Below are 24452 nucleotides of genomic sequence, written 5' to 3'. Positions count from 1 at the left end.
GAGGTCACGCTACCCCACTGATACGGCAAAACGCCGCTAGGCACGCGGGTCACAGCCGGTCGGCTGACTCTCCCGCACCAGGGCCGGCGCCGCCACCTCGAACCGCTGCTCTAACCACTCATGGTGTTCCGCGCCACTTTGACGACATCGAACTCGCCATGCCGCTATCCTCCGTAGATCAACCCCAAGAACAGCTCGGCCGCACGGTGGATACCCCCTCAGTCGGCGAGCCGCCAGCCGGAAAGCGGTGAGCGATGCGCGTCGCACTGTTCGTCACGTGCCTCGCCGACGCGATGTTCCCGCAGGTCGGCAAGGCGACCGTGGCCCTGCTGGAGCGGCTGGGGCACGAGGTGGTGTTCCCGGAGGCACAGACGTGCTGCGGGCAGATGCACATCAACACGGGGTACCAGAAGCAGGCCCTGAAACTCGTCGAGCACCACATGCGCACGTTCGAGCCCTATGACGCCATCGTCGCGCCGTCGGGCTCCTGCGTCGGCTCGGTGCGCCACCAGCACGGGGCCGTCGCCGAGCGGGCCGGCAAGCGGCAGCTCGCGGCGCGCGCCGGCGAGGTCGCCGCGCGCACCTACGAGTTGTCGGAGTTCCTGGTCGACGTCCTCGGCGTGACCGACGTGGGCGCGCACTACCCGCACCGGGTCACCTACCACCCGACCTGCCACTCGCTGCGCATGCTGCGCGTCGGCGACCGGCCGCTGCGGCTGCTACGCGCGGTGCGTGGCATCGACCTGGTCGAGCTGCCCGACGCGGAGCAGTGCTGCGGCTTCGGCGGCACGTTCGCGCTGAAGAACGCTGACACCTCGGCGGCGATGCTCGCCGACAAGCTGCGCAACGTGCTGTCGGTCAACGCGTCCGCGGTCTGCGCGGGTGACTCGTCCTGCCTGATGCACATCGGCGGCGGACTGTCACGGCTGCCGGTAGAGACGCGTCCGGTACACCTGGCGGAAATCCTGGCGGCGACATGAGCACCTTTCTGGGCATGCCGGTGGTGGCCCCGCGCGGGGTCGGGCAGCTGCGCGGCGACGAGCCGTTCCCGGCGGCGGCGCGCACGGCGCTGGCCAACGAGCAGCTGCGGCGCAACCTCGGCCACGCCACCCGGACCATCCGCGCCAAGCGGGCCGCGGTCGTCGACGAAGTACCGGACTGGGAGCAGCTGCGGCTGGCCGGCGAGGCGCTGAAGGCCGCCACCATGGCCCGCCTCGACACACTGCTCGTCCAGCTGGAGGAGCAGGTCACGGCGCGCGGCGGCACCGTGCACTGGGCCCGCGACGCGGTCGAGGCCAACCGGATCGTCGCCGACCTGATCCGCCGGACCGGCGCCGACGAGGTCGTCAAGATCAAATCGATGGCGACCCAGGAGATCGGGCTCAACGAGGCCCTTGAGGCCGAGGGCATCGCGGCGTGGGAGACCGACCTCGCCGAGCTCATCGTCCAGCTCGGCCACGACCGCCCGTCACACATCCTCGTGCCGGCGATCCACCGCAACCGCACCGAGATCCGCGACATCTTCCTGCGCGAGATGCCCTCGGTGCCGGCCGACCTGACCGATGAGCCACGGCAGCTGGCCATGGCCGCCCGCGAGCACCTGCGCCGGAAGTTCCTGTCCGCGCGGGTCGCCGTCTCCGGCGCCAACTTCGCCGTCGCCGAGACCGGCACCCTCGCGGTCGTCGAGTCCGAGGGCAACGGCCGGATGTGCCTGACCCTGCCGCAGACCTTGATCACCGTGATGGGCATCGAGAAGGTCGTGCCCACGTGGACCGACCTGGAGGTGTTCCTGCAGCTGCTGCCGCGCTCCTCCACCGGCGAGCGGATGAACCCGTACACGTCGCTGTGGACCGGCGTCACGCCGGGCGACGGCCCCCAGGAGTTCCACCTGGTCCTGCTCGACAACGGCCGCACTGCGGTCCTCGCCGACGAGATCGGCCGCTCCGCGCTGCACTGCATCCGGTGCAGCGCCTGCCTCAACGTATGCCCCGTCTACGAGCGCACCGGCGGACACGCCTACGGCTCGGTGTACCCGGGCCCGATCGGCGCCGTGCTCAGCCCGCAGCTGACCGGGGTCGAGGAGAACGCCTCGCTGCCCTACGCCTCCAGCCTCTGCGGCGCCTGCTTCGACGCCTGTCCGGTGCGCATCGACATCCCGTCGCTGCTGGTCCACCTGCGCGCCCGGCACGTCGAGGAGCACGGCCCCTCGGCCGAGGCGATCTCGATGGCCGCCGCCTCCTGGGTGATGGCCGACCCCGGCCGGTTCCGCGGTGGCGAGCGGCTCATGCGGCTCGGCCGGCTGCTGGGCCGCCGCCGCGACCGGATCGCCGCCCTGCCGCCGCCGCTGTCGGCCTGGACGGCCAGCCGCGACCTGCCCCGGCCCCCGGCCCAGACCTTCCGCGAATGGTGGCGGTCCCGCAATGGCTGAGCTTTCCGCAGATGTGGATGTCCGCTCGGTGGTCCTGGCCCGCATCCGCACGGCGCTGGGATCCAACGCCTCCGCACCGGACGTACCCCGCGACTACCGCCGGGCCGACGTCTCGGCGCCCGGCGACCTCGAACTGCTCGCCGACCGTCTGCTCGACTACAAGGCGACCGTGGTGCACACGACGGCCGACGGGCTCGCCGCCGACCTGGCCAAGGCCCTCGACGGCATCTCCCCGCTCATCGTGCCGCCCGGGCTGTCCTTCGCGGTGCCCGGCGCGACCGTGGACGACGGCACCCTGGACGCCGCCGCCCTCGACGGCTTCGCCGGCGTCGTCACCGGCTGCGCCGCGGCGGTCGCCGAGACCGGCACGATCGCCCTGGACGGCTCCCCGGACCAGGGCCGCCGCGCCATCACCCTAGTGCCGGACCGGCACTACTGCGTGGTCCGTGCCGACCAGGTCGTGCAGAGCGTCCCCGACCTCCTCGCCCGGCTCACCCCGACCCGGCCGCTGACCCTGATCAGCGGCCCGTCGGCGACCAGTGACATCGAGCTGGACCGGGTCGAGGGCGTCCACGGGCCACGCACGCTGGTGGTCTTCCTGGTCGGATAGCCGGCCGATTCGCCGGCTCATCGGCCGGCCCAGGTCGTGCAGCAGCGCGTCCAGCGTCTCGTCGTCGGCCCAGCCGTTCACCGACAGCACGCCGTCGGCCGCCACGGTGACCTCCAGGCGGTCCGGGGTCGAGGCGGCAGCGGCCAGCAGGCCCGGGAAGCGGTCCCCGCGCCGGACGAACTCCTGGTTCGTCGAGCCGGCCCAGGGGCGGTCCCGGTCGACGAGCGCGGCGACGTACGGCCCGGCGATGAGCAGGTCCGTCGCGTCCAGCAGCGCGGCCACGTCGTCCCGCCCGCCGTGGACGGCCCGGTTCAGCTGACCCGTGGTGTACCCCGAGAACGTCATCACCGACATGCCGGCCGCGCGAGCGGCGGCGGCCACCACGGCCAGGGGCGCGGCGTGGTCGAACGGCTCGCCGCCGAGCAGGGTCAGGCCCTCGGTGCCCGCGGCCAGCACGCGCGCGACGACCTCGTCGGTCGGCACCTGCGAGCCGCCGCGGAACGCCCACAGGTGCGGGTTGAAGCAGCCCGTACACCGGATCGTGCAGCCCTGCACCCACAGCGCGGTCCGCTCCCCCGGGCCCTCGGCCACCGTGCGCTCGACGAACCGGCCCAGGCTCAGCGCGCCGGGATCGACCGGCGGGCGCGGCAGGCGCTCAGAAGCCAGCTCAGAAGCCAGCTCAAAGGTCCGCTCAGAAGTCGAGGACACGACCGCCGCCCGGCTGAGGCTGGGACTGGGGCGCCCGCGGGCGCGGCGTGCAGGTCAGGAACGCGCGCATCCGGGCGAACTCGTGCGGCGCGAGCCCGGCCGCCGCGGCGAACTCGTCCACGCTCTGGAACCCGCCGCGCGCCTCCCGGTCCGCGACCGCCCGCTCGGCGCGCGCCAGGTCGAACCGCCCCGCCTCGGCCAGCTGCGCCGCGGTCGCGGAGTTCACCTCGACCACGGCGACCGGCGGGGAGAGGACCGGCGGCGCGGCTTGAACTGGCGGCGGGGCAATGACCGGCGGCGGGGAGAGGACCGGCGGTGGAGCGAGGGCGGTCGCCGGCGCGGCGGCCGGTCGCTGCTCGAACCACGGGCGGTTCGCGGCGCGCCAGCGCAGCCAGGAGCCGTTGAGGATCAGCGCGTGGACGATGCTCGCGAACCACAGCAGGAAGTACCCGACGGCGATCGCCGAGCTCACCCCCGACTCCTGCGGCAGCCGGTTGATGGCGACGAGACCGGACCAGGCCAGGACGAAGTAGGCCACGCCGGTGATCCACCACGCGGGGCGGCGAGCGGTGATGCCGACGTAGAGGAAGCCGCTTCCGCTCAGGCAGCCCAGCCCGAGGATCGTGAGCAGGACCCACCAGCTGTTGCGCAGCCGCCAGCCGAAGCTCGTCGGATTACTCCCCGGGTTGAAGGCCATCGTGCTGCTCCTGCCTGACGGAGACGGTGTTCGTGGCGGCAGTGTAGTCGGAGGTGTACTCGCTGTTGACGGTCTGCGCCGCGAGCAGGTCCTCCAGCACCGCGATGTAGTCGAGGCACTTCGAGCCCTTGATCCCGAGAGTCTCGGCGGAGACGGTACCGTCGGCGGCCACGGTGACGACGATCCGCTTCATCAGGCCCGCTCCACCGCGAAGACGAGCCGCACTGCGGCGTCCGGGGTGACCGAGCGTGACTCCAGCCGCAGGCCCGCGGCCGGGGCGCGCTCGGTCAGCCGGGCAAGCACCGCCCCCTGCACCTGCCGCCCGTAGGCGGCGTCGAGGGCACGCACGATCTCCACCGCCCGCGGCTCGTCGACGTCGCCGGTGAAGTGCGCGGACCAGATCTGCCGCTCGTCGCGGCTGAAGCGGGCCCGCACGCCCGCCCAGTCCGCGACGAGGTCAGCGCCGTCGGGCGTGACGACCGCCCGGGTGTCGCGCAGGGCGGCCGCGAGCAGCCCGGCGTCGCGCATCCGGGTCTCGACGGTGTACACGCTCGTGCCGGCGCCCTTGGCCAGGCCCGCGCGGGCCGCAGCGGCGGCGATCGCCAGCGGTATCAGCAACAGGGACACGCTCATCGTCAAACCTCGATCGTCCGGCCGGGTCCGCCGAACGCCGGCATCGGCGCGGTGGGCGGCTCCTCGCCGGCGTCCCAGTCCTCGGCGGCGGTCGCGGCGACCGCGCGGGTCTTGGCCCAGAGCCGGATCGCGTCGAGCTTCTCTGCCTGCGTCACGCTGAGCGGCACCATCGCGGCGACGGCGCGCAACAGGTCCTCGCGGCGCAGCGGGCGGCGCTCGGAGAACGCGTCGAACAGGGCGGCGACGACGGCCTGCTCGATCTCGGCGCCGGAATACCCCGCCGACAGAGTGCACACCTCGCGCAGCAGCGGCTCGTCGAGGTGCAGATGGCCCTGTACCGCGGGCCGCGCCAGCCGCCGCCGCAGGTGCACCTCCCAGATGGAGGCCCGCTCAGCGCGGCTGGGCAGGTCGACGAAGAAGATCTCGTCGAAGCGGCCCTTGCGCAGCAGCTCGGGCGGCAGCCGCTCGATGTCGTTGGCGGTGGCGATGACGAACACCGACCCGGTCTTCTCCTGCATCCAGGTCAGGAACGTGCCGAAGACCCGGTTCGTGGTACCGCCGTCGTTGCTCGCGCTGGTGGCGAAGCCCTTCTCGATCTCGTCCACCCACAGCACGCACGGCGCGCTCGCCTCGGCGGTGCGCAGCGCGGCGCGCATGTTCTGCTCGCTGGAGCCGATCAGTCCGGAGAAGACGCGCCCGATGTCCAGCCGCAGCAGCGGCAGCCCCCACGCGGCCGCGACGGCCTTGGCGGTCAGCGACTTGCCGCAGCCCGGCACACCCGTGATGAGCACGCCCTTCGGCGCGGGCAGCCCGTACTCGGCGGCCGCGGCCAGCCACGAGTTGTCCCGCTTGGCGAGCCAGCGCTTGAGGTTCTCCAGCCCGCCGACCTGGTCCAGCCGCACGTTCGCGTCGACGTACTCGAGCACGCCGGCCTTGCGGACCGCCTGCCGCTTCTCCTCGTGCACCACGTCCAGGTCATTCAGGTTGAGCACGCCATCGTTGACCATCGCCCGGGCGAACGCGTTCTCCGCCTCGTTCAGTGTGAGCCCGGCCGCGGCCTTGGCGAACTTCTCGCGGCCGATCATGTCGAGGTCGATGCGGATCCGCCCGCCGGCGGCGTTGCTCGCGATCATCCCCTCCAGCACCCCGCGGATCTCCGCCTCGCTGGGCAGCGGGAAGTCGACGATCGTGACGTCCTTCTCCAGGTCGGTCGGGATCCGCAGGACCGGCGCGACGATGACGAGCGTGCGCGGCGCGGCCCCGGCCTTGAAGGCCGCGGCGATGTCGCGCAGCCGGCGCACCACGGCCGGCAGCACCGGCACGTCCCCGCCGAGCGAGTTGTGCAGGTCGCGGAAGACGAACAGACCCGGCTGCTGGATGCGCAGCACGGCCTCCAGGGCGTTGTCGGGCTCGGTGGTGTACTGCTGGGCCACCCCGTCGGGCTGCAGCAGCCCGCTCGTCGCCGACCAGGTCCAGACCGGCCGCGGGGTGCGCACCAGCGCCGCGTCGGAGGCGACCGCGGCGAGCTCCGAGAGCACCCGGTGCTCCTCGTACGACTCGACGTACAGGACCGGGAACCTGGCCTTCAACAGCTGCGCCAGGTCGTGGCGGAAACCGGTCACTGGGTTGTCCTCTCCTTACCGGCGGCGGGGCCCTGCGCAGACCCTACGGCGACACCAAGGTCAAATGAGTCCGCTGATTGCCGCCAGCCCTGTCGGAAAGGCGCCACCGGCCGCGAACCCGAAAGGTCTACGTGAGGCGGGCGGAGCCCAGCAGGCTGCCGTCGTAGTCGGAGACCGTGACCGAGTCGACGTTGGCCAGCTGGATCGAGCTCGCTCCGGTGACCCGGGCCTGGGCGGTCTTCGTGCGGCCCCAGCACGCCGCCTGTTCGGCCTGGCCGCCGCGGTCCAGGACGCGCATCACGAAGGGGCCCTCGCCCGGCAGGCCGGCCAACTCCAGCAACACCGACACGCCCCACTGGCGCGGGACCAGGGTCGCCCGGCCAGACAGGCCGCTGCCCTCCGCAGCCACGATCGGGACCACCGTGCCCTCCGGGGCGCTCGCCGACGCCAGGGCCTGCGGCCGCTGCGGGCGGACGGGGCGCACCGCCAGGACGAGCGCGACCAGGGCCAGCACGACGCAGGCGATGGCCAGCGCGACGACCGGGAGGCGGCGGGGGCGGGCCCGGCGCAGGAGGGCGTCCAGGCCGGCGCGCGAGGGGGACGCGAGCGGCGCCGCCGGGCCCGGCGGCAGGCGTTGCAGCAGCTCCGGTACCGTCGCCAGCCGCTCCACCTCGGCCCGGCACTCGGCGCACGTGGAGAGGTGCGCGTCGAGCGTGGCCGCCTCGGCGTCGTCGAGGCCGCCGAGGACGTATGCCCCGAGCAGCCCGCGAACCGCTTCGTGCCCGGCGCTCACCGAAGCACTCCCATCTCCTCGAACACCACACGCAGCGCGCGGACCGCGTAGTACGCGCGCGACTTGACGGTGCCCTCCGGTACCGCCAGCCGTTTGGCGGTGTCGGCGACGGTGCGGCCGTCGTAGTAGACCGACCTGATCACCTCGCGGTGCTCGGCGGAGAGGCGCTCGAGCGCGGCGCGGATGAGCCAGCCCTCGACCAGCTCGTCGACGTTGCCGGGGTCGGCGACGGCGGCGACCGCGTCGGGGTCGCTGACGAGCCTCGGACGGCGCTGGTCGGCCCGCCACGCGTTGCTGACCACGTTGCGGGCGATGGTGAGCAGGTACGCCCGGGTCGTGTCCCGCGTGACGTCGATGCGCTCGATGTGCCGCCACGCGCGCAGGAGCGTGTCCTGCACGAGGTCCTCGGCGCGGTGGCGGTCCCGTTCGTACCGCGAGACGAAGGCGAGCAACACACCGTAATGCTCGGTGTACAGCGCGGTCATGAGCTCCTCGTCGCGCGTCACCACAGCCCCTCTCGACAGCCTCCCCACACGGGTCTACACCACGAGACGGTTCAGGGTTCAACCAAACCGCAGCCGATAGGGTACGGGCGTGAACCCGTACTTCGTCTGGGAGGACCACGAGGCCGGGGCCGGCTGGCGCCCGTTCGCCGAGCTGCTGGAGCCCGGCGTGCTGGCGGAGCGGGTGGCGGTGTCGCGGCAGGGGCTGGTCGCGATGTACGGGCTCGCCGAGGACGCCGTGCCGGAGCGCGTGGTCGCGTCCGTGCTGTTCCTCGGGTACGCGTCGCGGCTCGTGTCGCCGCTGCTGGCGGAGTCCCTGCACGGGACGATCCGCGGGGTGACGCCGGCCGACCTGTGGTGGCGGCCGGTGCCTGGCGGGCCACTGCCGGTCGCCGCGCTGGCGGTCGAGGCGCGCCCGGCCGCGGACCTGTTCGACGTGGCGGTGCTCGGCCTGGTGGCCCCGCTGCTGGAGGTGTTCCGGGCGCGGTTCCGGCTCTCGCCGCGGGTGCTGTGGGGCAACGTCGCGTCCGCGCTCGGCGGGGCGGCCGGGCAGCTGCCGGAGGGCGCGTGGCCGGCAGTGGCGGACCTGCTGGGCAGGCCGCCACTGGCCGGCATGGCGATCGTCGGGCAAGCAAGCGCCGGGCAGAGGTCGCTACGCCGTCGTAGTTGCTGCCTGTACTACCGCATCCCCGGCGGCGGCACGTGCGGCGACTGCGTGCTCAGGCCGGCGTGACCGCCACCGGGCGCTCCGCGACCCGCGGCCGCTCCAGCAGGCGTTCGGCGGACGCGCCGAAGACGAGCCCGATCGCGGTCCACATCAGCAATTGAGCGCCGGCCGCGTACAGGCGGAACTCGTAGAGCAGGTCGGCCGGGAAGCCCGGGAAGATGATCTTCCCGCTACTGTCGAGCAGCGGCGGGGGCGTCTCGGTCGACTGGCCCAGCTCCTTGTTGGCGTCCAGGTCACCGAGGTTCGGCAGCAGCACGAACAGGATGCCGATCGCGAGCGCGTAGGCGCCGACGGCCAGCAGGGCCGCGTTCCACGTGCCGAAACGCGGCTGCAGCCGGCGGCCGAGCCAGGTCGCCAGGATCATGAGCACCACGGAGGCGCCGGTCAGCACGAGGTACAGCGAGCTGCGCAGCCCGATCGTGGCGTCGTTGCCGACCGCCGGCGGATTCGTGGGGTACTTCAGGAACGGCACCAGGAAGACCCCGGTGAACGCCGCCGCGGCCACCAGCAGGGCGAGCGGCCGGGCCCGGATGCGCCCGACCCGGCCGAGGCAGATCGCATACGCGACGGCGAACAGGGCGCCCATCGCGACGCCGAAGAGGATCAGTGCCGCGCCGATGCCGACGTTCTCCTGGATGGCGCGGCTGAAGATCTCGTGCTCGTGCCCCTCACCCAGGGCGTGCGAGCGGCCATCCTCGTAATCGATGGCCTGCTGGATCAGGGGCTCGGCGAGGATGCGGGCGAAGACGAACGCGAGCACGCCACCGACTGCGCCGGCCAGCAGGCCGCGCAGGATGAGTCGCTTTTCCATTGTGGGCGGGAGCCTGCTCAGTGGCAGGGGAAGCCGAGGAAGTGGCGGCCGTCGTGCACGAACTCGTGCAGGTGGGTGTCGCTGCCGAAGATCGACACCGCGCCCTGGTCGATGCCCACGAAGTAGTAGACCAGCAGGGCGAGCAGCGCGGTGCCGCCCAGCCAGAACAGCGAGCGGGAGATCGGCAGGACCAGCGGGGTCGTGGTCGCCTGGGGCGTCTCGGCACTGGAGATGGAGCTCATCTGTGGCCTCCTTCAGGGATCGTGCGTCCCTCGTGTGGATGGGGAGTCGTGGCGGCGGAGTATCCTGACTCACCGCGAGAGGCGGCTCACAGTGGCGCGACCGTGCTGGACTTGCACCAGCTTCCCTCACCCCGTCACACGTCAGACACTAAGAGTCGGGCGCTCCTTACGTCAATCGGGCCGGCACCCGTAGGCACCGGCCCGTGGCCATTCACACACACTTCACACACGCACGCCCGGCGGGATCACTCCGAAGATGAGGGCCGTGGACCCCGACCCCTTGTGGTTGATGAACCCGCCGCAGAGCACCGACCCGCCCGTCGCCGGGAACCGCGCGAGCCCGGCGAGAATCTCCAGGCTGACCCGGTGCCGCCGGTACACCAGCAGCGAGGCGCGGTACTCCGGGTCGGTGCCCAGGTCGGGGCCGAACGTGTCGATCCCGGTGCCGCCGTTGTGGCCGATCCGGCCGGTGTCGATGAACCACTGCACGGTCTCCGGCGCGAAGCCGGGCTGGTGCAGCACGCCGTCGGCGTCGAGGTTCGGGAAGGCCGGGGTGCCCCACTTGTACTCCCAGCCGGTCCACATGATGATCATGGACTCGTCGGGGATGCGGCCGTGGCAGCGCTCCCACTGCTTCACGTCGTTGACGGTCAGCGCGTAGTCGGCGTTGCGCGCGCACTTGTCCCGCACGTCGATCTTCACCGCCGGCAGGAACAGGTCGTTGGGGTCGAGCTCGTCGGCGAGCGGCTCGCCGGCGTTGAAGTGGCCGGGCGCGCCCCAGTGCGTGCCGGTCGCCTCGCCCTCCCGGACGTACTGCAGGTAGTACCCCTCGTTCTCGATCGTGGCGATGGTCTCCAGCGTGAACTCGGGGTCGCCGGGGTAGATGTTCGTCTTCGCCGGGTCGTTGACGTGCGACAGGCTGATCAGGCGGGTCTTGCCGGGCCGCAGCGCGGCGCCACCGGCGGGGGCCGCCGAGGCGGTCCCGGCGAGCCCGGCGGCGCCGGCGACGGCTCCGCCGGCCGCCGCCAGCAGGTGTCTTCTCTGCATAGTTCTCGAATCGTCCCTTCGCATCCGTGCACGACGATGTCGCTGCCGACTGTAGGGCCTTCGGCGCCACCCGTCCGGGACCTTCGGCCCGGCCCGGCGCGCGCCCGCTCGCCTACGATCGCGCCGGCGGGTGATCTTTCGCGAGATCGGGGAACCTTCGCCGTGCCGCGTGCGACTAAGGGAAGACCGACGGATCCGGAAGGTGGCCGCGTGTCCAAACGACAACGCGACTCGCGTGAATACGCGCGCCGAATGCGAATGATCCAGGAGCGGGCGACCGCCCGGCGCGGCCGGATGCGCGTGGCGTACTCCGCCATCGGCGTGGTGCTGCTGATCTTCGCCGTGATGATCGTGGTCAAGCTCGGCAGCGCCGGCGGCGGACAGGAGGCGCCGAGCGCGATCCCCACCGGCACCGCAGCCGCCGAGATCGTCCAGGGGGTGACGACGGTGCCGGCCGCGACGCTGGACTCCGTCGGCAAGGGCTCCACCCAGGTGCTGCCCTCGGTGATCACCGGCCAGCCCCCGCTCACCGACGGCGGCAAGCCGCTCATCCTGTACGTCGGCGCCGAGTACTGCCCGTTCTGCGCCGCGCAACGCTGGCCGGTGGTCGTCGCGCTGTCGCGGTTCGGCACGTTCAACAACCTCGGGCTGACCACGTCGGCGGCCGACGACGTGTTCCCGAGCACGCCGACCCTGTCGTTCCACGGCACCACGTACACCAGCCAGTACATCGCCTTCCAGGGCGTGGAGACGTCCACGAACGTGCGCAAGAACGGCCAGTACGAGCCGCTGGACAAGCTCACCGACACGCAGGCGCAGATCTTGCAGAAATACAACGCGCCACCGTTCGTACCGAAGGACTCCGCCGGCTCGATCCCGTTCATGGACTTCGGCAACAAGGCGGTGCTGAGCGGCGCCACGTTCAGCCCCCAGCTGCTGCAGGGGCACACGTACGAGCAGGTGGTGAGCGCGATCCGGGACCCGGACAGCCAGCTCGGCCGGGCCGTCACCGGCAACGCCAACGCCTTGACCGCCCTGATCTGCCGGATGACGGGCAACCAGCCCACCGACGTGTGTTCCAGCGCCGCCGTGCAGGCATTCCAGGGGGAGTTCGCCAATGTCGGCAAGTGAAGCCGCGATCGACCGGCGGCTCGTACAGTCCTGGGTGCCGATCACGTCGCTGGTGCTCGCCGTGGCCGGCCTGGCCGTCTCGGTGTACCTCACGATCGAACACTTCACCTCGTCGACCACCCTGGCCTGCCCGGATACCGGCGCGCTGAACTGCCTGAAGGTCACCACCTCAGAGCAGTCGGCGGTGTTCGGCATCCCGGTGGCGGTGCTCGGCCTGGTGTACTTCGTGGCGATGCTGGTCCTCTCGCTGCCGGCCCTGTGGCGCTCCACCAGCCCCGCGATCCGCTACGGCCGGCTGGCCCTCGCCTCGATCGGCGTCCTCTTCGTCTTCTACCTGGTCTTCGCCGAGCTGTTCACGCTGAACGCGATCTGCCTGTGGTGCACCGCGGTGCACGTGCTGGCGGTCGGGCTGTTCGTGGTGACCGTGGTCGGCACGGCGTACGCCGATCCGTCGGACCTGTAGCCGCGATCGGGAACTCCGCGGGGGTGTGTCGCGACTATCCGCGCGACACATCCCCGGTATCCCGAGAGGAACTCCCGCCATGCGCCTGACCCATGTGGTCCGCGCCGGTGTGGCCGCGACCGCGGCCGTCGCCGCGACCCTGGCCTTCCCGGCCGCGGCCTCCGCGCACGTCACCGTCAACCCGAACACGGCCGTCCAGGGCGGCTACACGAAGGTGACGTTCCGCGTACCGAACGAGCGCGACGACGCCAGCACCACGAAGGTGGAGGTGGCGATCCCGACCGACAAGCCGATCGTGTCCGTGTCGCTCAAGCCGGTGCAGGGCTGGACCGCGACGACGGAGACCACGAAGCTCGCCACCCCGGTCAAGACCAACGACGGCGACGAGATCACCGAGGCCGTCTCGAAGATCACCTGGACCGCCGACGCGAACTCGGCGATCAAGTCGCACCAGTTCCAGGAGTTCGACGTCTCACTCGGCCCGCTGCCGCAGACGGACCAGATCGTGTTCAAGGCCCTCCAGACGTACTCCAGCGGCGAGATCGTCCGCTGGATCGACGAGCCCTCGGCCGGCGGCGAGGCCTCGCACCCGGCCCCGGTCCTGAAGCTGACCAAGAAGGCCGACACGACGACGGCGGCGGCCACCACGTCGGCGGCCCCCGCGGCCGGCGGCGGCTCGTCGGACTCCGGCGGCAACGGCACCGCGATCGGCCTCGGCATCGCCGGCCTGGTCCTCGGCCTGGCGGGCCTGGTGACGGGCGTTCTGGCCTACCGCCGCGCCTCGGCCCCCACCGCCTGACTCAGCACTGCCCGGCCCCCGCGGGCACCGATGGGCTCGGACGCGCTGCGTCCGGGCCCGTCGCCACTGGCAGCCTTGGGACGCGCCGTGTCCGAGCCCCTCGCCACCCGCAGCCTTGGGACCCGCTGCGTCCAGGCCCATCACCACTGGCGGCATTATGGCCACTTGGCTACATTGACGAGATGGCCCGCTACCATGAGCTCGCCGACGCGCTACGCGAACAGATCGCGTCCGGCGCACGGCCGCCCGGCGAGCCCGTGCCCAGCGCCGACCGGCTGGCCCACGAGCACGGCACCGGACGCGACACCGCCCTGAAGGCACTGCGGCTGCTGCGCCGCGAGGGCCTGCTCGTGCTCGGCCGGGACAACGTGGTGCGGGTCGGCCCGGCACAGCTGCGCACCGCGCGCGGGGCGCCCGGGCGGCCGCCGACGATCATCGACGTGCCGCCGGAGGGCGTGGTGCGGGCCCGGATGCCGACGCCGAAGGAGCGCGAAGAGCTCGCCCTGCCCGACGGCGTCCCCGTCCTGGTGGTGCGGCTCGGCGAGGACGAGGAGGTCCACCCGGCGACCGGCACCGGCATGCGCTGGCCGACCGGCTGAACGCACCCGGCCCCGGCTCGGCACCCAGGTCCAGCCCCGGCTCGGCGCCCAGGTCCGGCCCCGGGTGGGGCGCCCAGGTCGTGCCCCCGGTCGGCACCCAGGTCAGAGCGGGTCAGAGCGGGTCAGGCCGGATCCGGCGCGTGGTCGACTACGACGACCGTCACGTTGTCGCGGCCGCCGGCCAGCACGGCCCGGCGCACGAGCTCCTCCGCGGCCTGCGTGGGATCCTCGAAGGCGGCCAGGACGGTGGCGATCTCCTCGTCGGCGACCTCCAGGGGCAGACCGTCGGAGCAGACGAGATACCGCTCCCCCGGCACCGCGGTGCACACCCACAGGTCCGGCCGGGGGCCGGGGTCGGTGCCGAGTGCGCGGGTGATCACGCCCCGGCGCATGGTGATCGACTCGGGGGCGACGTGGTCGACGGTGATCTGGCTCAGCTCACCACCGGCAAAGCGGTACACCCGCGAGTCCCCGACGTTGAACACGATCCAGCACTCGTCGCCGTCGGCGATGCCCAGGCAGAGGCCGGCGGCCGTGGTGCCCATGCCGCCCTGGTCCGGGTCGGCGGCAGCCGCGGCGAGGATGTCCTCGTTGGCCCGCACGATCTCGTCGCGCACGTCGAGCGGGCCGGCGCCGCCCCGGGCGGCGGCCTCGTCGAGGCGCTGCAGCGCGGCGACCGCGATCCGGCTGGCCACGTCGCCGGCCGCGTGCCCGCCCATGCCGTCGGCGACGGCGAAGACGCTGGTGCCGACGAGGGCGCTGTCCTCGTTGCGGCGCCGAACCTTGCCGACGTCGGTCGCCGCGCCAGCACGGATGTTCGCCATCAGTCCTCCACCGCCATCAGACCTCCACCGCGTCGGCACACCGCACGCGGCCCGCCATCAGACACCCCACCGGCGGCACGAGACCACCGCGGCCGAACCACCATCAGACACCGGCCGGCTGCGCGAGCAGGTCCAGCGCCAGCGCCGCGATCGCGCACTGGTCGCACTCGCCCGGCACGACCCGGCCGCCCGCGCGGCCGGCACAGGTCGCGGGTGACGAGCGAGGCGACCCCGGCGGCCACCGCGATGCCGGTGGAGACGCCCGGCTGGAAGTCAAGACGCCGGCGCACGACGTCGGCGTCGCGATCGCCCGCGCAGCGCAGCACGAACTCCAGCTCCGCGAACGTCAGCGTCACCGGGCCGCCGGTCGCGTCGCCGGTCAGCTGGTCCGCTCGATGGTCGGCCATGGCCGCTGCATGCTCCCTCAACGCGCTGAGATTACCGGTGGCCGCAAGCCCCGCGCGACCCGGCCGCACCCTTCTCCCCGGCCCCTGCGGCATCGCCCCGCCGGTCGCGCGTCGCTCGCACATCGACCGGTCGGCGGCGAACCTGACCAAACGCCCGGCGGTACCGTTTCGAGCCCGTCCGGGCGCTCGGCTCGCGCTCGACCGGTGCTCGCGCAGCTCTGGTCGCCGAAGAGCCGCGGCCGGGTCGCCTCATGGACGCGGGCCCCGCCCCGGGTCGCCGCCATGCCGGAGCCGTCGCACGGGTCCGCGGCGAGTTCCTCGACGTCGCCGGCCGGCACGCGGCGGCTGGGCTCGACCTGGGCGATCGCGCGCGGGGTCGCCTTGCCCGGCGCGGGTTCGGCCGGGTCAGCGACGGGGTCGCGACATATCCGCCGGATGCCGGACACGCCTGCGGTCGCGGTGCGCGGCCGATAGGCTGCGACGGTGGAGATCCCGGACGTGGTCCTGCGGCCGGTCAGGGCCGAGGACCTGTGGCTGCTCGAGCGGCAGGCCGACGAGCCCGACGCCGGCGGCGTGTTCAACTGGTCCGGCTTCCGCGACATCGCCGGCACCCGCCGCCGTTTCGCGGACAACCGGCTCATCGGCCCGGACGCCGGCTGCCTGATCGTGCAGGTGGCGGGCGCGGTCGCCGGCACCGTCGTGTGGAGCCGCCTCACCTACGGCATGCCCACCTGGAGCTGCTGGAACATCGGCATCTCGCTGCTCGGCGAGTTCCGCGGCCGGGGTCTTGGCACCGCGGCGCAGCAGCGCCTCACCGCCTACCTGTTCGACACGACGCCGGTGGAGCGCGTCGAGGCGTACACCGACGTGGAGAACGTGGCCGAGCAGCGCGCCCTGGAGAAGGCCGGCTTCACCCGGGAGGGGACGATCCGCTCGGCCCAGTTCCGCGAGGGCCGGTGGCGCAGCCTGTACCTCTATTCGGTGCTCCGCGACGAGTTCAAGGCGATCCCAGACACCTCGGCGCCGCGCACGTAGACCGCGCGGACGCGGCGGATCGCGGCCGCCCGTCGTAGCGCCGCAACGAGACGGCACGCCCCGATCGATGCGGCGACCGATGGCAGCGCCGCCGCCGCGCGGCCGGGCACGCCCCGGGAGACCGGCTGGACCCGGCCGCCGCCCCGCAAGCGTCGCCCCCACCCGTTCCGGATCCGCGGTGGCGGCGTGGCACCGGCCCATCGGTACGCCACGCTCGCCGCGGTCCTCAGCCCAGCCGTTCCCGCAGCGCGACAGCCAGCGCGTCCCGCTCGGCCTCGGGCACGCGGTCGGCCTCGGGCACGCCGAGCAGCTCGAAGATCCTCAGGCCGCGGCGCCGCACCGGCAGGCCCGGCATGCGCGGGACGAGGTGGAAGTGCACGTGCGCGAAGCCCTCCTTCTCGGCGAACTGCACCACATACGTCTTCTCGCAGCCGGTCACGTCCCGCAGCGCCCGCGACAGGCGCGCCTGCCACGCCCCCAGCGCGCCGGCCTCGGCGTCGGTCAGGTCCGCGATCGCCGTGACGTGCCGCAGCGGCAGGAGGATCAGCCAGCCCGGCAGCGCGGTGTCGAACGCGTGCGCGACCCGCCAGTGCTCGTCCAGGCCGATCCGCTCCCGAAGCGGCAGCTCGCCGGTCCGCTCGTTGCGCTCACAACTGAAGCAGCTCACGTGAGGTCCCAGCGCGCGAGGTCGCGCAGCCAGGCATTGGCGTTGCCGTCGGACGGGGCGCGCCAGTCGCCGCGCGGGGAGAGGGAGCCGCCGGCCGAGACCTTCGGGCTGTTCGGCAGCGCCGAGCGCTTGAACTGCGCGAAGCCGAAGAAGCGCCGGCAGAAGACCTCCAGCCAGTGGCGGATCTGCGGCAGGTCATACGCGACCCGCTTGGCGTCCGGGAAGTTGGCCGGCCACGCGCCCGCGTCCGCGTCGCGCCACGCGTGCCAGGCCAGGAACGCGATCTTCGAGGGGCGCATGCCGTATCGCAACACATGGAAGAGCGTGAAGTCCTGCAGCGCGTAGGGGCCGACCTTCGACTCCGAGGACTGCAGCTCCTCGCCCGGCACCAGCTCGGGGCTGATCTCCTGGTCGAGGATCGTGTAGAGGATCTTGTCGACCTCCTCGTCGAACTGGCCGGTGCCGGCGACCCAGCGGATCAGGTGCTGGATCAGCGTCTTCGGCACGCCGCCGTTGACGTTGTAGTGGCTCATGTGGTCGCCGACGCCGTACGTCGACCAGCCAAGCGCCAGCTCCGACAGGTCGCCGGTGCCCAGCACGATGCCGCCGCGGTGGTTGGCGATCCGGAACAGGTAGTCGTAGCGCAGCCCGGCCTGCACGTTCTCGAACGTCACGTCGTAGACGGGCTCGCCGGCCGCGAACGGGTGGCCCAGCTCCGCGAGCATCAGCCGCGCGGTCGGGGTGATGTCCAGCTCGTGCACGCTGACGCCGATGGCGCGCATCAGGGCGTGGGCATTTTCCCTGGTACCGCTGGACGTGGCGAACCCCGGCATGGTGTAGGCCAGGATGTCGGTGCGCGGCCGCCCGGCCTGGTCCATCGCGCGCGCGGCGACGATGAGCGCCTGCGTGGAGTCGAGCCCGCCGGAGACGCCGATGACCACCTTCGGCTCGCCGATCGCCGCGAGCCGCTGCCGCAGGCCGGCGACCTGGATGTTGTACGCCTCGTAGCAGTCCAGCGCGAGCCGCTGCACGTCGGAGGGCACGAACGGGAAGCGCTCGACCTTGCGCCGCAGCCCGAGGTCGCCGTCGGGCGGGTCGAGCGTGAACGGCACCCGCCGGAAGTCGCGCACCCGCCCGGCGTGGTTGCGGCGGTTGTCGTCGAACGTGCCCATCCGCTGCCGCTCCTGCCGAAGCAGGTCCAGGTCGATGTCGGCCACCGACCGCCGGTCGCCGTCGGGGAAGCGCTCGGTCTCGGCCAGCAGCGAGCCGTTCTCGTAGATCATCGTCTGCCCGTCCCACGACAGGTCGGTCGTGGACTCGCCCTGGCCCGCGGCCGAGTACAGGTAGGCGGCCAGGCAGCGCGACGACGCCGACCGGACCAGCAGCCGGCGGTCCTCCGCCCGGCCGACCGTGATCGGGCTGCCGGACAGGTTGGCCAGCACCGTCGCCCCGGCGAGCGCGGCCTCGGCGCTCGGCGGGACGGGCACCCACATGTCCTCGCAGATCTCGACGTGCAGTACGAAACCGGGAAGGTCCTCGGCCGCGAAGAGCAGGTCGACCCCGAACGGCACGTCGGTGTCCCCGACCCGGATCGTCCCACCGCGCTCGGCGTCACCGGCGGTGAGCTGCCGAGCCTCGTAGAACTCACGGTAGTTGGGCAGATACGACTTGGGGGCGACGCCGAGAATCCGCCCGCGGTGCACCACGACGGCGCAGTTGTACACACGGTCCCGGTGCCGCAGCGGCGCCCCGACCACGATCACGGGCAACAGGTCAGCCGACCCGGCCACGACGGTGCCGAGCGCGTCCTCGACGCCGTCGAGCACCGCGTCCTGCAGGAGAAGATCCTCGATGCTGTACCCGCACAGGCCCAGCTCCGGGAAGATCGCCAGGGCCACGCCCTCCTCCGAGCAGGCGCGCGCCTGCCGCAGCAGCGCCTCGGCGTTGGCGGGCGGGTCAGCGATGGCGGTGCGCCCGGTGCAGGCGGCCACCCGAGCGAAGCCGTGAGCGTAGATCGAGGAGAAGTTCACCACTTAATCATGTCGAACCCGCCGCCGGAGCACGCTGAGAGAGCCGTCACGACCCCACCACACCCCACGAGCGCGGCGACCGGCGCGATGATCAGGCGAGCCGGGTGAGCCGGGCGAGCCGGGTGGCGGTGGCGCGGGCGACGTCCGGGTCGGAATCGGCGGCGAGCCGCCGCAGGAGTTCCGCGGCACCCACCGGCCCGACACGCATGGCGGAAAGGGCGGCGCCGGCGTACGTCGCGGCGCTGTTGACGGGCCTCGCGGACGATCCGGACGCCCATTCCGGCTGGGCCGGCTCGGCACCGGCGAGGCCGCTCACGGCCGCCGCGCGAACGACTTGAGGTCGCCGGTAGGCTCGACGACATTGCCGCGCGTGCCGTACCAGATGCGCGGCCCGGAGCGCCGAGACGGAATCACCCCGACCAGCCATTCATCCGGGAAATAGGCGCAGCCGATGAGCAGGTTGTGCCAATCATGTCGACAGCATCTCGCCGGGGTGCGTCTAGCATCGACATCGAGCGCTACCTGTGCAAACCGTCCCGGCGGTGTCCCGCGATCCAGCACCCTTTGTCCACTTCCGGGCCCCGCGTCCCAATACTGCCGCAAGAATCGATCTTGGCACGCCGTCCCGCCGCGATGATATGGTGGCCACTCGCCAACGGTCGGGCATTTTCTTGTCATGCGAAAGACGCGAGCCGATAGGTAATCAGATGCGTTTGCGCGCAACGGAGATCGGTACACCGAAGAACGATGACCACACGGGGACGATGATTCGGTCGTCACACCGGCGGCGTCGGGGGCGAAAACTGGGAGTTGTCACCCTCGCGGCCGCCGCCGTTCTGATCGTCGCCGCCGGCGCGGGCGCGGTCAGCCTGATGTCCCGCGACAACCCGAGCACAAACAGTGACGGCGTGAGCGGATTGGGTCCGCGATCCGATGATGAGTCCGGCCCTTCGAGCCCGGCGGCGTCCGCATCGGCCTCGGGCAGCGCATCCGCATCCGCATCCGCCCTGGCGTCGGCTCGCCCGACCGCCAGCGGCAGTCCGGCCGCCGGCACCAGCTCGGCCGGAGGCGGCGGATCGACCGGAGGGGTGGGCGCCCCACCGATCGCGGCGGCGGCCGGCAAGCAATGGAAGGTCAGTTTCAGCGAGGAGTTCAACGGCACGAGCCTGGACCGTTCCAAGCTGAGCCCCTGTTTCGACTGGAACTCCGGCGACTGCACGTCGACCTTCAACAACGGGCGCGAGCACTACCAGCCGAGCCAGGTCGTCGTCTCCAACGGCACGGCCAAGCTCATCGCCGCCCCGCTGGACCCTCCTTTCCAGAGCAGCTCCTGCCAGAACGGCTCCTGCACCTACAAGGCGGGCCTGCTCTCGACCGCGCGGCCGACGGCCTCCGATGGCGCCAAGTACCTCTACTCGTTCACGTACGGCTACGTGGAATCGCGATTCAAGTTCCCTGCGACCCGCGGATTCTTCACCGCGTTCTGGATGCTGCCGACGGACCCGACGTACAACTATCGGACCGAGATCGACATTCTGGAAGCGCTCGGCAACGACCCGACCTCGATGTTCATGACGTACCACTACAACAATCGGGAAACGTCCTTCTCCGGCAACAAAGGCCAGTACAACAACGGCCGCTGCGCGGTGAAGGACTACTCGAAGGACTTCGTCCGGATGGGTCTGGACTGGCAGCCCGACCACATCGCCTGGTACATCAACGGCGTCGAGTGCGCCCGCTTCACCGACGCGAGCGTCATCGAGAAGGGCCCGATGCAGCTCATCCTGCACATGATGGTGGACAACAACTGGCAACGCCGCTGGAACGTGGGCCTGACCGACCCGACCCTGGTCCGCCAGTTGGAGGTCGACTACATCCGCGTCTACCAGCAAACCCCCGCGTAAGCATCGCCACGACCGGTGGTGGGCACCCGTCGTCGAGGACGAGACGCGGCTGCCCACCGAGGCGACGTGCTGGGCATCCCGGTCACCGTCACCGGCTTCGGGATCCACGCCGCCTACCGCCACTATCTCGGCCTTGAACCGTTCCCCGCACGGGCGCGCCCTGACTGGACCTGGCCCAACTGACCGGGCCGTCCACCCAGCGCCGCTGCGCGTCGACGTCCGGGACCGCGCACAGCCGCGATTGACGTACCCGGTCGGGACGGCCGCACTCAACCACGCCGAGTGCGGATGACCGGTTACGCTCTGCCCGATCAGAGCTCCGGCCCGACGAGGACCGACCTGCACGGGCGCGTGATCTCCGCCGAATTTTACCCGGTTGGTACGGTGCCGCGGTGAATGATCATCAGGCATGTAATTGCCACATCTGCGAGGCTGGAATTCCTCCCGAAGGTGATCCAAGCCAGATGATTGCCCGTGTAAAGAAGTTCGGCTGGTCCGTCCAAGGAGTCGCCGATTACGACGAAGACGAGCCGGATTGGGCATACACAATCGGCCTCTGGCACTCTTTCAGAACTCCGGACCTGTGTATGTTCGGCCTCGACGTGGAGGACATGATCGCATGGCTCAACGACGTGGCCGAACTCGTCGAGAGCGGTCTTCGGCTGCAGGTCAACGACGTGGTTCCCGATGTGCTCGACGGCTTTGCGCTACACGTACGTCCAGTTGACGAGTCGTGGCACGAGGGGCTCTTTGGACAGTCGCTCAATTTCTACGACAGGCCGGTTCCGATGCTTGAGCTGATCTGGCCGGACAAGAACGGCAAGCTGCCGTGGGAGCAAGGCGCCCGGGCCCGGTGCCGCGAATGGCAGCCACGGCTTTGGACACCCGTCACACAACACACCGTGGGCCCATGGCGGGAGATCGCAACGGTCGATGACGAATAGCCGAAATCCGTCCGCCGCGCACGCACCTCGTCGGCGTACAACGTCGGACCAGGCCGCCGGAGGAGATCACCCGGTCGTGGTCGCAACGGTCCCGGGTGAAGCCGGGCACGGGATGAGCTCCCGTTCTGGTCCAAGGAAGAAGCCCCGGGGGCAGGCTGCCCCCGGGGCCTGGTGATGGAGAGCTCAGGCGACAGCCCGGCTCATGACGTTGGCGAACACCTGCGACAGCGCCGTATCCGTCCCGAGGCAGCCGTTGAAGGTGAGGCTGCTGGCGGAGAACACGAACCCGCCCGACGCGGTGTTCATCCACACCATGTCGGCCCCGTCGGTCGCCGTGTTCGTGCCCCGGGCGATCACCTGCGCCGGCGTAGCCGATCCGGCGAGAGAGCCGATCATGTCGAACTCCCAGCCCGAAGCCGCATGGTTGTAGCCGCCAGTCCCGAACAGTGACCCGACCGTCAGGCCGGTGCCGCCCAGGATCGGGTGGCTGTTGAGCACCTTGTACGGGGCGTTCGTGGCCCACCCGTTGGCGTTGTACGCCACCCCGAGGATCTGCGACTCGGGCAGACCCTGGTCGCGGAGCAGAGCACGAGACCCGTCCGGCCTCCGCCACGTCCCCTGCTTCAGGTCCGCCGACAACGTGCACGACTCGTAGATGCCGTTGCCGCCGGTGTAAACCAGCCGGCCGCCGGCTCCGACGTAGTTGACCAGCGACTGACGCATCGTCGAGGTGAAGTACTCCGGGTGCGACCCGAGCACGACCGCCTTGTAAGCGGTGAGCAGCGCCGGGTTGGCCTGGAGGTCCTGGTCGACGTACACGTCGTACGTGAAGCCCTTGCCGTTCAACCAGCGCAGCAGCAGCACGTCGGAGTACAGCTCGAAGTCGAGCCGCCCGCCCGGTTCCACCGTGGTGGTGCGGGACGGACGCTGCAGCGTCAACGGCACCGGCGCGGACGTCGGGCAGTTGATGTAGGCGTTGTGACCGCCCCACGAGTTGTACGCGGCGTAGGTCAGGGTCGGCAGGATCACCGCTATCGGCGCGGTCGGGGTGGCCGGCTTGACGATGAACGGGATGTGCTTGTACCGGCCGTGGCCGGTGTCGGTGAGCTTGACCGAGTAGACCCCGGACGGCCAGGACGCCGACACGGTCACGTTGAACAACGACTGCCAGCCGCAGCCGTTGACCTCGAATCCGGACGGCAGGGACTGGAACCTCCCGCTGATGGCCTGCGCGGCCTGCACCCTACCCGGCCCGATCGCCTCGTCATGGCGCATCACCATGGCCGCCAACGACGGGAAGGTGGTAGAGGCACAGATCCCGACCACCTGCCCAGGCACCTGCGACGGCGGCCACGCGTAGCCCTGCAACGGTGCGTCCTGCTCAACGGTGAATCCCGAACCGATGATCTTCTTGTTGCCGCTGTTGCTCCACTGCGCGCCGCCGGTGTCGACGGTCTGGTAGTTGGCCAGCCGCATCCAGGCGAGGTCGCCCGCCGAAACGTTGAGGTCGCGTGACGGATCAACGGAATAGAGCAGCCCAGTCCCGGCCGCGCACAGGAAGGTGGCGGAGCGGTCGTCGAAGGTGCCGCCGCCGATCCGGATCGGCATGCCGTTGTTGGCCCAGCCGGTGCCGGTATAGCGAAACCAGTACAGCTCGGACATGCGGACGCCGTAGATGACCCCGCCCGAGTCAGCGGCCAGCCACTTGCAGTCGTTGAACCCGCCACCAACCTTCACCGGCGTGGACAGCGCCCCGTTGGCGTAGACGGACCGGTATAGGTCGCCGCCAGCGTCAACGCACCACAGCACCCCGTCCGGACCGCCGAACCAGCGGACGAACTGCGAGACGTTGCCGATTTTCACACCGGTGCCATTGTTTTCCCAGGAGCCAGCGCCAGTGGCCAGGTCGGTGCAGACGTACCGGAAGCGCATCACGTCGCCGTTGGCATAGATACCCCACAGCGTGCCGTCCGTCGAACCGAGGACCTCGACGAAGTCGTGGAACCCGCCGCCGATGTCGCGCGCGCTGGCACCGTTCGCCCAGGAGAAAGCGCCTGTCTGCCAGCCCGTGTGGTACCACCACTGCACCGTGCCGTCGGCGCGGATCGCGTAGAAGATGCCCCCGCCGCCGGCGACGATGCGCCACAGCCGCTGCTGGTCGTCGACCGTCATGCGGTCACCTGCCCGGCCGCCGGGTCGACGCCGAGAATCGTCAACTGCTCTGCGAGGTGTACCGCCGCCGCTTCCGCGTTGATCCGAGCGGTGTCCGGATCAACCGGCCCAGCCGTTCCTCGCCAGTGGCGCAGTGCACCACCACGTGCATTCCCGTTCACGATGGTCGTTCTCCTCCGTACCACTTGATTCCACACGATTCGATGTGATCACCATCGAACTGTCACTTGCCGGCAAGCGTAGAGTCCGTTGTCCAGTGCCGCCCGCAGCGCGACAAGCCACTCACTGAATGCCAGCGACATCGATGCTGGTACAGGCTCGCCGGTCCGGACGATGATCACAAAGGTGCGGGCGGACAGCGCCCAGAGATCGAAGGCCCACGAGCTGGCGATCGCCGCGACCGACCGGATCACCGCCTCGGACGCCACCCTGGGCCTCGCGGAGCTGGAACTCGACGCGGGGCGGGTGGACGCCGCCCGGTGCTGGTCCGATGAGGCTGCGCGGCTGTTGGCGGAGTGCGAGGACCCCGGGCAGCGGCTGCGCACCCGGCGTACTCCAGCGGCCCGCCGCAGCCGACCCGTCAGCCGCACCACCAAGTACTGACGCGGTGTCGTGGGCATGGACCAGCGGCGCCAGGCTGACCTTCGGCGAGCCGG

General features: G+C 71.3%; 27 protein-coding genes, 1 pseudogene and 1 riboswitch. Of the genes and pseudogenes, 12 read left to right on the top strand and 16 right to left on the bottom strand.

The features are described 5' to 3' along the window. The first annotated feature begins 254 nt into the window (after positions 1-254). The 3 genes from AB0367_RS21210 to AB0367_RS21200 are packed head-to-tail and all read left to right on the top strand — an operon-like array spanning position 255 to position 3038. Positions 255-980: a (Fe-S)-binding protein gene (locus tag AB0367_RS21210; RefSeq protein WP_366228072.1), complete on the top strand. Its 726-nt coding sequence runs from the start codon at positions 255-257 to the stop codon at positions 978-980. Further along, positions 977-2428 carry a LutB/LldF family L-lactate oxidation iron-sulfur protein gene (locus AB0367_RS21205; protein WP_366228071.1) on the top strand — a complete coding sequence of 484 codons (1452 nt, stop codon included), beginning with the start codon at positions 977-979 and terminating at the stop codon, positions 2426-2428. Before AB0367_RS21210 ends, AB0367_RS21205 begins: the two co-directional genes overlap by 4 nt. Continuing rightward, positions 2421-3038 carry an LUD domain-containing protein gene (locus tag AB0367_RS21200; RefSeq protein ID WP_366228070.1) on the top strand — a complete coding sequence of 206 codons (618 nt, stop codon included), beginning with the start codon at positions 2421-2423 and terminating at the stop codon, positions 3036-3038. Before AB0367_RS21205 ends, AB0367_RS21200 begins: the two co-directional genes overlap by 8 nt. 189 nt (positions 3039-3227) lie before the next feature. Here the strand turns inward: AB0367_RS21200 and AB0367_RS21195 are convergent. From AB0367_RS21195 to AB0367_RS21165, 7 genes and pseudogenes are all read right to left on the bottom strand, one after another. Continuing rightward, positions 3228-3629: pseudogene (locus AB0367_RS21195) on the bottom strand (4Fe-4S single cluster domain-containing protein); the annotation flags it as partial. A 100-nt stretch (positions 3630-3729) separates the two neighbouring features. Continuing rightward, positions 3730-4443, bottom strand: coding sequence for a helix-hairpin-helix domain-containing protein (locus AB0367_RS21190; protein ID WP_366228069.1), 714 nt, complete (start codon positions 4441-4443; stop codon positions 3730-3732). Further along, positions 4421-4636, bottom strand: a complete 216-nt coding sequence (locus AB0367_RS21185; RefSeq protein WP_366228068.1) for a DUF2997 domain-containing protein — start codon at positions 4634-4636, stop codon at positions 4421-4423. Before AB0367_RS21185 ends, AB0367_RS21190 begins: the two co-directional genes overlap by 23 nt. Continuing rightward, positions 4636-5076, bottom strand: coding sequence for a hypothetical protein (locus tag AB0367_RS21180; RefSeq protein ID WP_366228067.1), 441 nt, complete (start codon positions 5074-5076; stop codon positions 4636-4638). Before AB0367_RS21180 ends, AB0367_RS21185 begins: the two co-directional genes overlap by 1 nt. 2 nt (positions 5077-5078) lie before the next feature. Continuing rightward, positions 5079-6698 (bottom strand): AAA family ATPase, encoded by a 1620-nt coding sequence (locus tag AB0367_RS21175; protein ID WP_366228066.1) that lies wholly within the window; start codon positions 6696-6698, stop codon positions 5079-5081. A 127-nt stretch (positions 6699-6825) separates the two neighbouring features. Beyond that, a complete protein-coding gene (locus AB0367_RS21170; protein ID WP_366228065.1) occupies positions 6826-7491 on the bottom strand; it encodes a zf-HC2 domain-containing protein in 666 nt (221 codons plus the stop codon). Continuing rightward, a complete protein-coding gene (locus AB0367_RS21165) occupies positions 7488-7997 on the bottom strand; it encodes a sigma-70 family RNA polymerase sigma factor (protein WP_366228064.1) in 510 nt (169 codons plus the stop codon). The genes AB0367_RS21170 and AB0367_RS21165 overlap by 4 nt, the downstream gene beginning before the upstream one ends. An 88-nt stretch (positions 7998-8085) precedes the next feature. On the opposite strand from AB0367_RS21165, the gene AB0367_RS21160 reads away from it, so the two are divergent. Then, positions 8086-8727: a ferric iron reductase gene (locus tag AB0367_RS21160; protein WP_366228063.1), complete on the top strand. Its 642-nt coding sequence runs from the start codon at positions 8086-8088 to the stop codon at positions 8725-8727. Here AB0367_RS21160 and AB0367_RS21155 read toward each other — a convergent pair. The 3 genes from AB0367_RS21155 to AB0367_RS21145 form a co-directional block, all read right to left on the bottom strand. Next, positions 8714-9532, bottom strand: a complete 819-nt coding sequence (locus tag AB0367_RS21155) for a CbtA family protein (RefSeq protein ID WP_366228062.1) — start codon at positions 9530-9532, stop codon at positions 8714-8716. The two genes, AB0367_RS21160 and AB0367_RS21155, sit on opposite strands and share 14 nt — an antisense overlap. 17 nt (positions 9533-9549) lie before the next feature. Next, entirely contained in the window at positions 9550-9774 is a 225-nt protein-coding gene (locus AB0367_RS21150; RefSeq protein WP_366228061.1) for a CbtB-domain containing protein, read from the bottom strand. A gap of 32 nt (positions 9775-9806) precedes the next feature. Next, positions 9807-9942: riboswitch (cobalamin riboswitch) on the bottom strand. A 54-nt stretch (positions 9943-9996) separates the two neighbouring features. Beyond that, positions 9997-10821: a cyclase family protein gene (locus AB0367_RS21145; protein WP_366228060.1), complete on the bottom strand. Its 825-nt coding sequence runs from the start codon at positions 10819-10821 to the stop codon at positions 9997-9999. A gap of 210 nt (positions 10822-11031) precedes the next feature. Here AB0367_RS21145 and AB0367_RS21140 point away from each other — a divergent pair, with 210 nt between their 5' ends. The 4 genes from AB0367_RS21140 (at position 11032) to AB0367_RS21125 (ending at position 13813) form a co-directional block, all read left to right on the top strand. Beyond that, entirely contained in the window at positions 11032-11952 is a 921-nt protein-coding gene (locus AB0367_RS21140) for a DUF929 family protein (RefSeq protein WP_366228059.1), read from the top strand. Beyond that, positions 11939-12415 carry a vitamin K epoxide reductase family protein gene (locus AB0367_RS21135; protein ID WP_366228058.1) on the top strand — a complete coding sequence of 159 codons (477 nt, stop codon included), beginning with the start codon at positions 11939-11941 and terminating at the stop codon, positions 12413-12415. Before AB0367_RS21140 ends, AB0367_RS21135 begins: the two co-directional genes overlap by 14 nt. Before the next feature lie 79 nt (positions 12416-12494). Continuing rightward, positions 12495-13214, top strand: coding sequence for a YcnI family protein (locus AB0367_RS21130; protein ID WP_366228057.1), 720 nt, complete (start codon positions 12495-12497; stop codon positions 13212-13214). Positions 13215-13396: 182 nt separating this feature from the next. Continuing rightward, the gene (locus AB0367_RS21125) at positions 13397-13813 is read left to right on the top strand and encodes a GntR family transcriptional regulator (protein ID WP_366228056.1); all 417 of its coding nucleotides are present in this window, start codon (positions 13397-13399) and stop codon (positions 13811-13813) included. A gap of 122 nt (positions 13814-13935) precedes the next feature. On the opposite strand, the gene AB0367_RS21120 is transcribed toward AB0367_RS21125, so the two are convergent. Next, positions 13936-14637 (bottom strand): protein phosphatase 2C domain-containing protein, encoded by a 702-nt coding sequence (locus AB0367_RS21120; protein ID WP_366228055.1) that lies wholly within the window; start codon positions 14635-14637, stop codon positions 13936-13938. Continuing rightward, the gene (locus tag AB0367_RS21115; protein WP_366228054.1) at positions 14637-15194 is read right to left on the bottom strand and encodes a hypothetical protein; all 558 of its coding nucleotides are present in this window, start codon (positions 15192-15194) and stop codon (positions 14637-14639) included. Before AB0367_RS21115 ends, AB0367_RS21120 begins: the two co-directional genes overlap by 1 nt. A 333-nt stretch (positions 15195-15527) precedes the next feature. On the opposite strand from AB0367_RS21115, the gene AB0367_RS21110 reads away from it, so the two are divergent. Next, positions 15528-16079 (top strand): GNAT family protein, encoded by a 552-nt coding sequence (locus AB0367_RS21110; protein ID WP_366228053.1) that lies wholly within the window; start codon positions 15528-15530, stop codon positions 16077-16079. Positions 16080-16305: 226 nt separating this feature from the next. Here the strand turns inward: AB0367_RS21110 and AB0367_RS21105 are convergent, their stop codons facing one another. From AB0367_RS21105 to AB0367_RS21095, 3 genes are all read right to left on the bottom strand, one after another. After that, positions 16306-16746 (bottom strand): HIT family protein, encoded by a 441-nt coding sequence (locus tag AB0367_RS21105; RefSeq protein ID WP_366228052.1) that lies wholly within the window; start codon positions 16744-16746, stop codon positions 16306-16308. Further along, entirely contained in the window at positions 16743-18776 is a 2034-nt protein-coding gene (locus AB0367_RS21100) for an NAD(+) synthase (protein WP_366228051.1), read from the bottom strand. Before AB0367_RS21100 ends, AB0367_RS21105 begins: the two co-directional genes overlap by 4 nt. A gap of 91 nt (positions 18777-18867) precedes the next feature. Then, a complete protein-coding gene (locus AB0367_RS21095; RefSeq protein WP_366228050.1) occupies positions 18868-19092 on the bottom strand; it encodes a hypothetical protein in 225 nt (74 codons plus the stop codon). Between the two features lie 226 nt (positions 19093-19318). Between AB0367_RS21095 and AB0367_RS21090 the strand changes: the two genes are divergently transcribed. Together AB0367_RS21090 and AB0367_RS21085 are read left to right on the top strand one after the other, a co-directional pair. Next, positions 19319-20680, top strand: coding sequence for a glycoside hydrolase family 16 protein (locus AB0367_RS21090; protein WP_366228049.1), 1362 nt, complete (start codon positions 19319-19321; stop codon positions 20678-20680). 392 nt (positions 20681-21072) lie between these two features. After that, positions 21073-21624: a DUF4262 domain-containing protein gene (locus AB0367_RS21085; protein ID WP_366228048.1), complete on the top strand. Its 552-nt coding sequence runs from the start codon at positions 21073-21075 to the stop codon at positions 21622-21624. A 183-nt stretch (positions 21625-21807) separates the two neighbouring features. Here the strand turns inward: AB0367_RS21085 and AB0367_RS21080 are convergent, their stop codons facing one another. Continuing rightward, positions 21808-23796 carry a N,N-dimethylformamidase beta subunit family domain-containing protein gene (locus tag AB0367_RS21080; protein ID WP_366228047.1) on the bottom strand — a complete coding sequence of 663 codons (1989 nt, stop codon included), beginning with the start codon at positions 23794-23796 and terminating at the stop codon, positions 21808-21810. A gap of 345 nt (positions 23797-24141) precedes the next feature. Here AB0367_RS21080 and AB0367_RS21075 point away from each other — a divergent pair, with 345 nt between their 5' ends. Beyond that, complete coding sequence (locus AB0367_RS21075) at positions 24142-24399, top strand: hypothetical protein (protein ID WP_366228046.1); 258 nt, start codon at positions 24142-24144, stop codon at positions 24397-24399. Positions 24400-24452: the final 53 nt, after the last annotated feature.

This window comes from Dactylosporangium sp. NPDC051484 (genome assembly GCF_040689395.1).
Lineage (GTDB): Bacteria > Actinomycetota > Actinomycetes > Mycobacteriales > Micromonosporaceae > Dactylosporangium.
This window is presented reverse-complemented; position numbering and strand designations above follow the sequence as displayed.